The organism is Neoluteolibacter marinus (assembly GCF_014904755.1).
Lineage (GTDB): Bacteria > Verrucomicrobiota > Verrucomicrobiia > Verrucomicrobiales > Akkermansiaceae > Haloferula > Haloferula marina.
The window spans coordinates 129612-138752 of record NZ_JACZFQ010000013.1 but is presented as its reverse complement, the minus strand read 5'-3'; the positions used below and the strand labels follow the sequence as shown (position 1 = coordinate 138752).

The 9141-nt window shown below is 59.2% G+C and carries 8 protein-coding genes; 2 read left to right on the top strand and 6 right to left on the bottom strand.

What is annotated here, in order from left to right:
- The coding region (gene dndD / locus IG178_RS03605) for a DNA sulfur modification protein DndD (RefSeq protein ID WP_193211139.1) at positions 1 to 1395 on the top strand (1395 nt) is incomplete at its 5' end.
- The gene (gene dndE / locus IG178_RS03600) at positions 1379 to 1783 is read left to right on the top strand and encodes a DNA sulfur modification protein DndE (RefSeq protein ID WP_193211138.1); all 405 of its coding nucleotides are present in this window, start codon (positions 1379 to 1381) and stop codon (positions 1781 to 1783) included. The genes dndD and dndE, both read left to right, overlap by 17 nt.
- Here the strand turns inward: dndE and IG178_RS03595 are convergent.
- The 6 genes from IG178_RS03595 to IG178_RS03570 are packed head-to-tail and all read right to left on the bottom strand — an operon-like array spanning position 1769 to position 8979.
- Positions 1769 to 2302, bottom strand: coding sequence for a hypothetical protein (locus IG178_RS03595; protein WP_193211137.1), 534 nt, complete (start codon positions 2300 to 2302; stop codon positions 1769 to 1771). The two genes, dndE and IG178_RS03595, sit on opposite strands and share 15 nt — an antisense overlap.
- Entirely contained in the window at positions 2299 to 2781 is a 483-nt protein-coding gene (locus IG178_RS03590) for a DNA phosphorothioation-associated protein 4 (RefSeq protein ID WP_193211136.1), read from the bottom strand. Before IG178_RS03590 ends, IG178_RS03595 begins: the two co-directional genes overlap by 4 nt.
- On the bottom strand, positions 2778 to 4859 hold the full coding sequence (locus IG178_RS03585) for an AAA family ATPase (protein ID WP_193211135.1): 2082 nt from the start codon (positions 4857 to 4859) through the stop codon (positions 2778 to 2780). The genes IG178_RS03590 and IG178_RS03585 overlap by 4 nt, the downstream gene beginning before the upstream one ends.
- The gene (locus tag IG178_RS03580; RefSeq protein WP_193211134.1) at positions 4856 to 5038 is read right to left on the bottom strand and encodes a hypothetical protein; all 183 of its coding nucleotides are present in this window, start codon (positions 5036 to 5038) and stop codon (positions 4856 to 4858) included. The genes IG178_RS03585 and IG178_RS03580 overlap by 4 nt, the downstream gene beginning before the upstream one ends.
- Positions 5039 to 5042: 4 nt before the next feature.
- Positions 5043 to 7187, bottom strand: a complete 2145-nt coding sequence (locus IG178_RS03575; RefSeq protein WP_193211133.1) for a DEAD/DEAH box helicase family protein — start codon at positions 7185 to 7187, stop codon at positions 5043 to 5045.
- A gap of 4 nt (positions 7188 to 7191) precedes the next feature.
- On the bottom strand, positions 7192 to 8979 hold the full coding sequence (locus IG178_RS03570) for a ParB N-terminal domain-containing protein (protein WP_226894716.1): 1788 nt from the start codon (positions 8977 to 8979) through the stop codon (positions 7192 to 7194).
- Positions 8980 to 9141 lie beyond the last annotated feature (162 nt).

The window sequence follows — 9141 nt, the reverse complement described above, 5'->3', positions numbered from 1 at the left end:
GGCAGCGGAGGGGACCCCGCCGCACTCGAGGCGGCCGCCAAGGCGGATGCTGAGGTCGAGAGACTTGAGCGGGAGGCGGAGGACCTGACTCACAAGCGGGCGAAGTGCGACACCCGACTCAAGGAGCTCAAGGATGAGAAGGAGCGGCTGGAGACTCAGTTCCAGCGCTCGGGAGGAGACTTGTTTCTCCGTCGCAAGGAACTGGATTCCCTTCAAGCCGATCTTCAAAGGAAGGTGACGGCAGAGGAAGAAGCCCTGCGTCACCTGGCAGCCGGTGTCGCCCCGCTGCAGATGCTGGGAGATCTGCTCGGGGCCACCCAGAAGGCCCTCGAACACGATGGGAAGGTGAAACGCGAGAGGGTTCTCGTGGAGTCGCTGGAGGCCCGCGACCGACAGCTGATCGAATATCTACGGAAGAGCCGGCTCCCCGCGAAGCAGCTCGATCTCGCCAGCGAGTGGCTGTCCGAAGATCTCAAGAACCACCAGAAGGTGGCAAAAGAGAAGATCCTTCTGGATGCCGAAGATACACTGCTCGGCGAGATCCGCCACTTGCGGAGCCAATCCCTGCCCAAGTCAGCCGACGACGTGTGCCGCCATCAGGAACGGCTGGCAGACTATCGGAGGGACCTCGAGCGCATCGAGCGCGAGCTGGGGAAGGTTCCCAGCGAAGACTCGATTGCGACCCTGCAAATCGAGCTCAAATCGGCTCGCGAACGCCTTGCGGAAGCGGAGCTTCTCCTTGGGTCGCTCGCGACCCAGCTGGAGGTGACCGGCCGCCAGATCACCGAGGCGAAGAAGCGCGCGGATCAAGCAAGCCGACGGGTCGCCGAGCTCGGCCTGGACGACGAGGACACGGAGCGGGTCCTCCGGTTTTCGCAGCGCACCCGCGACACGCTCGTCCAGTTCCGGGAAGCCATGACCCGTAAACACGTTTCCCGCATCGAGAGCCTGATGCTCGAGTCGTTCATGCAGCTCCTGCGCAAGCAAAGCCTCGTCCGGGGGCTCTCCATCGATCCCGTGAGTTTCGAGATCAGCCTTACCGGTGGGGACGGGCTGCCACTCCCGTTCGACCGCTTGTCTGCCGGGGAACGGCAGTTGCTGGCAACCTCGCTGCTTTGGGGATTGGCCCGTGCCTCCGGCCGCCCTATCCCGACCGTCATCGATACACCGTTAGGTCGCCTCGACTCGTCGCACCGCAAGCATCTGGTGGAGCGCTACTTTCCCGTCGCCGCCCACCAGGTCATCCTGCTATCGACCGACGAAGAGATCCACGAGACCAACCTCGCCCGACTTCGTCCGTCCATCGCGCGAAGCTACCAGCTGGTTCACGACGAACAGCTTCGCCGCACCCGGATCGAACCTGGCTATTTTTGGAACCATGAAGCCGCCCGTTGACACAGTAAGAGTAAGCGAGAGGGGACGGGAGATCCTCATATCTGCCAAGCGTCGCACTGGCATCGAGAACTGGAACACACTCTGCCGTTGGGCGCTAAGTGCGTCACTGGCAGTCAAGACGCCGCCCAAACCCATTCCCACCGGGCCCGACAGCAATATCGAAATGGCCTGGAAGGTTTTCGGAGGACCGATTTCGGACCTCTTGGCAGCGCTATTGGCGACCCGCCAGAATGCCGAGGCAGCCAGTCACAATCTGGACTCTGGCGCCTACTTCAGAGCCCATCTTGAACGTGGCATTGGCTACCTCAATCAGCCCAAATCCATCGATGCGTTGATCGAATGGGGGCGGGGGTTTGTTTCCGGTTCAACGAACTCAGGGAGCCACTAGTCGAAGGTATTCGCGCGAGAGGTCGTGGTCATCGAGATACTCTCCTGCCAGAAAGCGTGCTACTGCCCGAGCCCCTAACGGATCACTCAGGAGCTCATAGTCTGGAGTCGAGAGTTCTGCACAGCAAACGAACCTCGAAAGCTCTGGCAGCGTCCGAACGTTCCGGCGGTCGAGAATTGCCGCGATCAAGACATCGCCTGCGCCTTCTGCCGGGATCAGGTTCCAAATCTTCGGCTGTCCGGCACCCAGTCTCCAAAATGGCTGAACGATCATGCCATCACTCACCTCGGATTCAGGCATCACTATCTCTGCAACTTCCTTGAAGAAGGGGGTGATCTCGGCAGGTGTGACCAGTCCATTCTTGAACGCCTTTGCCGCATGGATTCCCCGGATGAATGCGGAAATCATGATCACCTTGTACGGGCTTCGTCCCTCCGGCCATGTGGACTTGCTGGTCCATGGGGCCACCTTTAACCGCCCTCTTTCGACTCGCGAGAGAAATGAGTAGAGCTGGTTCATCCCAACTGAATATTGAAGTCTACTCTCGGCCCTTCAGCGGGGGCTGCTGGTCTCGGCAAGAGGTCAATCAGTGCGTCCACTCCTGAAGCGCCTTCCTTGAGGCACTCACCAATGATCTCCAAGCCTCCATTGGCAAACTCTTCGAACACCCTAACCCTTAGATCCTCGGCTTCGGAGGCCGCTTTGAGGCACTCTTCAGACTGGGTTTGATTGAGAGAAAGGATGTACAGAATCCCTGGCCACGACGGACAGTTTCCGAACGTTGCTTGGTCGATCCCTTTTCCCTGCTCAACTGCTGCAAGCGGAACTCGACGATCCCGCGAGTAGCCAAGGGAAGCCGCGAAAAGCAGTACTCTCCAGATCTCTCGGAAAACCTGAGGCTTTAGGTTCAACAACTCGTTGATTACCTCCTCCTTGTCTCGAGCCCGGTGTATCCGTTTGCTGCCTGGGGCCTTCTCAAGATTGGTGGTTGGGCTCATTTGATTTCACAGATCTTGGTGCACATTTCGTCGCTCCGGAAATACTGCTGGAATTCCCCGTCGCCGATTTTTAAGAACTCGGTGGCCTCTTTGGGAAGGGTTGGCGCGTGGTAGGCCAAATAGTAGCGCTTCCCGATTCTCTTCGACTTCGTAAGTTCGTCGGCCACCGCGTCGGACACGCCGAAGTACTGTTCGGTGCTGGCGAACAAGATCACCTGGGGAGCGAGGAATGGCAGCAACTGCGCGATGCCTCTGCGGAAGTTGGCACCCAACTGACCGAAGGGCGAATCCATCACCATCGGGTAGTCGGCTCCGGACAACCCCTTCACGATGCTCTGGATGTCCTTCCGCTCCCGGGCCAGCGAGACGAGACTCGCGATAAACACCAGCGATGCGACCTGGCGCTGTCCCGTGCTCGGGTTGACCAAGACGGGTGGAGCCCCGTCCTGAAGCTGCTGGGTGATCCGAAGTTTGAAATCGTCCGTCAGGTGAGCCTCGTAGTCGCGGTCGATCACATGGCTGAAGTGCTCCTTGAACTGCTTGTTCAGCATCGGAATCAGATCCTCGATCTCAAGGCGGAGGAGGTCCTCGAGCAAGCTCACCGATTGTTCCAATGCATCAATCCGCCGCTGGGCAAGTTTGGCGGCCTCCTCCGACTTTTCGGCAGCAGCGATGCTCTGTTTGAGCGCAGAGAGGTCGGTCTCGTCATCGGTGATCTGCTGGGCAATCCGTGCGATTTCGCCGATGAGAGAATCCCTGCGATCCTGCAGGACGGACCGTTTGTCCTCCAGCGCGCGGACTTCCTCGTTGTCCTTGCTGCCAATCTTCTGATGAATCTCGGCCGCACGATTCTTGTAGACCCGGATGTCGTCCCGGAGTTGCAGACGACGCTTGTTCTTCTCCTCAAGCCGCCGGGATGTCTCCTCGCGGAGCTGCGCGAGACGTCCGAGGGCATTGTCGATCGCGCCAACCGCATTGTTCACGTTCTGATCTCCGGCGGTGGTGAGCAGGCGCTCGACGGCGGCCCGCTCGGGTGATCCGGGTTCGAGGCAGCGGGTACAAATGCAGCGGTCGCTGTTGAGCAGATCCTCGATGAAGGTATTCAGAACCTGCGCCGGGATGCGGTTCTCGTTGCGGAGACGCGTCACGATCGCCTTCCCCCGCGCAACCAGCTCCTCGGTGAAGAGACTGAACCCATCCTCCGCAATCACTTTGGACAGCTCGCTCTCGACTTGCTCCAGCTCCGCGACGGCCGTTGCAGCCAAGTCCTCGTTGCGGGCTCGTTCCTTTTGAAGTTCTTGAACCTCGCGGTTCTTCTCCAGCGCATCATCGACCGATCGAAGATCTTCATTAGTGGCATTGAGATTTCGCTCGGCCTGAGCTTTGGACTCTTTTCGCCGCTCAACCTGAGCCTCGAGTTTCTCGAGTCGCTCAAGCAACTCAGCGGTCTCGGCGTTCGCCTTTTCCTTCAGTTCCCCACGCAGTCGGCCCCGAACGTTCTGGTGTTTGAGATCGTCGATCGTTTGCTGCAAGAGGCTGAGACCGAGTGTCTGACGGATCGCGGTTTCCACTTCCCCGGACTTGTCCTCAAGCGCAAACCGGCTGGGGCCTTCGCCTTCGAAAAAAATGAGAGGAACGATTCCTTTCGGCAGGATCGAACGGATCCTCTGGTCCGGGAGCCGCTCGTAGAACGTCTGTCCGTCCTTGGTGAACTCCAGCGTGACCTTGGTCTTGCGCGAATCGGCCTTCTCTTGGAGGTAGTCGAGCGAGCGGATGAGGCGGAAGCGCTCGCCATCGTGCTCGAAGCTGACTTCAACCTCGGCAACCTTGTCCGAGTCCGGAGTCGAGGAGTCAACCGCCAGCGATTGATTGAGAATGCTCTCCTTGTTGGAGAAGTCGTCACTCAAGCCCTCGGATCCATAGAAGCACCAGAGGAGCGCGTTGAGGAGGGCTGACTTCCCGAAGCCGTTCTCCGCGTGGACGATCGTGACGTTACGATCCTCGTAGTCGGAAAAGCGGAGTTCCTGCTCCCCCTTGAATTGGCGGAAATTCCGGAGCGTGAGACAAATCAGCTTCATGAGATGTGCCGTTTGACGATGGCCGTAAGCTTCTGGTGGATCTCGGGCCGGTGTTTCATGTGCATGAGCGGCCGCTCTTCCTTGATGCAATCGCGGACGATCTCCTGCACCAGCTGGGGTGCCTCGAGAAAGCGCTCCTGGGAGCGGGTCAGTTTTTGGGGTTCGGATGGGTCGGGCATCGGTCTAACTGGCAAGCAGGTTGTAGCGTCGGCGGAGCTCCCTAAGCAAGCCCAGGGCCTCCGGGCCATTGCGGGCGGTTTCGCAAAAATCACTGATCCGGATCAGCTCCCGCCGGAACAGATTCCGCTCCATATTGAAGGCTTGGTCGTCGATGCCGCCCTCCAGGTCCGGGGGCACGACGATGAAATCGTAGATCACGGCCTGATCCTTGCCGCGAGCCTTGCGCAGAAGGCGTCCTCGTCGCTGGATGAACTGGCGGGGATTGGTGGACGAGGCCAACAGGAACCCGAAGCTCAGCTCGGGTACGTCAATGCCCTCGTCGAGGCAGCGGATGGCCACGATCCCGTCCAGCTTCTGGTCCCTGAGCTGGTCCAAGATCACCTCTCTTTCGTCGGATGATTCCCGGTAGGTGAAGGTCCGGACCCGGAGATCGTGCTGGTCGCCGAGCAACTTGGCGACCGCATCGAGTTGGCGCTGTTCCTCGTCGGTCACCGGATCGTTGACCCGGCCGTCGCCACAGTAGAACACGGCCCGGCTTGGCTTGTCCTTCATTCCGCCAAGAATCGCGTCCAGCGCCGAGAGCTTCTGCCTCGCTTGGCCCAAAAGCCTGGCTCGGCGCATCAGAATCGGCTTCGCCCCCTCGCTGAACTTCAGCTTCTTGTCGCCCGACTGGATGAATCGGGCCAGCCGGCGGGTCAGCACGGCATACTCGTCCGCCTCATCTGGATCAAGGGACACCAGCACCGGATGGTACATGTAGGGCGTCAGGCACTCCTTCTCGATGGCCTTCTTGAGGGTGAACTCGTAGACGATGTCCCCGAAGTAGCGGAAAAGCGCCTCGGTCCCATCTTCGTCGTGATGTCGGCGAGGAGTCGCGGAAAGACCCAGGCGTAGCTTTATGCCCTCTGGAAGCGATTGGCAAAGGTGAGGCGCTCCGAGGTTATGGACTTCGTCCGCCACCAAGAGGTGGACGATCGAATCGGGACACAGGAGTGCTTGGAACTCCTGGGAAGCGAAGGTGTCGTTGCTCACGACAATCGGGAGGATCTCCCCTTTCCCATATCGGAGCCGCTGGAAGGAATCGGCGAGGGCTTGCTGCCATCGGACTCGCCCACCGAAGCAGCCGATCGCCTCCAGACCGAACTTTCGCATCTCGCGGATCCACTGTTCCGCGAGATTGATGAACGGGCAGACGACAATGAGGACAAAGGGACGGTTTCGTTCGGCAAGTTTGCAGGCCAGGTAGAGTGCGGTCAGGGTCTTGCCCGCGCCCGTGGCCATCGAAAGAATACCGCGCCGGGAAGCGGGCTCGCCGACCGGCATGCCCTTTTCCTTCCAGGCCTCGATCGCCTCCCGCTGATAGTCTCGGAGCTTCAGCCACGACGGGATCGTTCCGGGCGCCGGGTATCCCGTTTCCCCGTCACCGACGCTGCCAGACGCTGATGCGATCGACTCCGGCCGGCTGTAGGGTCGATCCGCAGGCCGGAGTTTCAGAATCGCTTCGCGGGCCGCCTCAGGGAGTTCGAACACCCGGACATTGGGGTCGTCGTCATTCCAAAGCTTTTCGAACCGAACGACGTCGCTTTCCACCAAGGCCTCGAACGGAACAATCCAGGACGAGAAGATCTTGATCGACTCGTAGTTCCGAGATCCTTGGAGGCTGTCGTTGTATGACCCGTTGAACGCCACGCGGTTTCCCTCGTCATCGGTAAAGATACCAAACTTGTCGTGAAACTCGCCGCCCGACAGCTTCTCCCGCGGTAAGGCGAGTCGAAACTCGAGGATCCCATCGGCAACCATCCAAGCCAAGGCCCCGAGCGTATCCTTCTTCAAACAGCTTGCCAGGTCATGGACCGCGGCAAGCAGGGACCGCCTCAGCACCTCGTCGGACCGTGCCTCATCCCCAGCCTTGAGCGCCTCCCAATCGTTCTCATCGAGAATCGGGCTGGTGACCCATCGCGCCTTCCCCCCGTTCTCGACAAATCCTACCAGACCCTCCGACGCCTGCCGGATCCAACCCGAGGTGAAATAGCCGACTCCCCGATCGTACGCGATACTATGCTGGAGCGCTGGGACAAAGAAATCCGCCACCAGGTCGGCAGACGAGGTGTCGAGGAAGGCGGGAAACTCGAGGTGGGAGAGTGACAAGCAATCAAAGGGTGGGACCGGAGGCTTCCTGTTCGGTGGCCACCGGCTGTGGGGCAATCCATGGCCGGAGTCCGGCGTCGAAAACGGCCTGGAGGCGGGCCTTGGCCACCTGCTTTTGCTTCTGGTCACTGAGCTCCGCCAATTCGGACTTGCCGGAGATCAGGTGGGAGTTCTTCTGAAACTCCCGGAAAAGCTCCTGATAGTGGTCATGCACCGCCGGCCATTGGGCCTGCGCCCCCTTGGTCGAAAAGTATCTCAGGACTTCCGTTGTCGTGACATGCTCATCGTTTTCCTGATCAAAGCTGAGCGCACGATTCTCCGAGGTGGCATAGCGCGAGGCGAAATACCAGAGCGTGAGGATGGCCAGGATGCGCTTCTCACTCGTCGAGGCGACTTTGATCTTTTCGCTCCCGTAATTGACGCTGATGAATGTCCAAAGCCTATAGTTCTCGTTCTGGAGTGGGGCCAGCACCCGGAAGACGTCGTGCTCGTAGAGCCGGTTCATGAACTTGAGGAAATCGTCCACGCTACCGAGGCGCTCACGCTCGTTCTCCGGGGTCTCGAAAAACAGGCGCTTGCCGAGGCGCATCACCGCTTTCTGGAAGATCGTCTTGAAGGCCCACTGTTCACCCTTCGAGTCCCGCACACCCTTGATTCCTTCGATCGCTTCATCATGCTGGTCGAGAACGAGATGCTTCCAACGGTCGCCGTGCAGATTCGCCAGAACCTTTTGCAGGTGGAACTGGTGATCTTTCGGTTGCGCCCGATACTGGGCAAACTCACCGGAGATGAGATCATTCTTCCGCGCGTAGGCGATCAAATCCGAATAGGGTTTGAAGTCTCGAAGCAGCCTAAGCATCCAGGCTGCGAAATGCTCTTTGAAGCCGGCTGTGGCAGCGGGCAGGAACTGGGGCGGTATCCCGGTCAAAGGGGCGGTGGGATCCCCGTCGTCATCGAGGAACTCCTTCTCATAGTATTCCTTCAGGTCGACTCCCCGGTCCTCCAAGCGGCGTTGCGGCCCGGTTCCCAGCTGGCGGCTCGCCTTCTCAATGAATGATAGCGCCCGGGCTTTGTTCATTGCCTCCTTCGTCGGCGGCTCAAGATCGAGCAGGTCTTCAACGATCAGATGCAGGTTCACCAGAGAGTTCAAATAATACTTCTGGTCGAAGCGGTTGTTGGCTTCCTGCCAGCGCAAAAGGCTGAGCGGGAGAAGCGTGTCGTCGTCGGTGCAGGTCGAATCCGTGACAAGCTCACGGACGCAGCATGAAGCGATACTACGGTCGTCGAGAATGATCTGCGTCGCCATGTCAACTTCGCGCGCGTTCTTGTTGAGGTCCGTGAAAATCTCGCGGGCGATCGCCTTGATTCCTGAATTGTTGCTTCCCGTGCCGCAGCGAAAGCCCACTTTATCGTCGAGTAGCAGAAAGATTACAGGAATCCGCGTCGGCTTCTCCACGTCCACCAGCTCGTTGTTCTTGCCTTCCATCCAGAGCTTCAGGGATTTGAGACGGTGCTGACCATCGACAGCAACCGCATCCACACGCTTCCGGTCCCACCGGAGGCGGGAAAGCGCGGCTGAGGTCGTAGCCACGAATTGCACGCCGCCGAAGGCCTGATGATCCCAATCGTCCGCGGCGAAAAACGCATCGAAGTCATTCCCATCTTGATAGGGGATTCGCGGATCGTTGTTTGGGTAGTCCTGGAACTCCTTCTGGATATTCCCCGCCCCATCCTTAGGCAGCAGCACGATGGTAAGGCTGTTGAAGAACTTCAGCTTGTTGGGGTTCTTCAAGTAGCCCTCCACGATCTCCTTCTGGACTCGATCCGGGTCGATGTTCCGTTGGAAGAGTTCGACGAGGTTGTATTTGGTCTCAAGTGAAGGACTCACCTCCTCGTGGGTCTTCAGCTCGCTTGTGACCCGCTTGAGGTCCATCAAGGCCATGAAGTAGGGCAC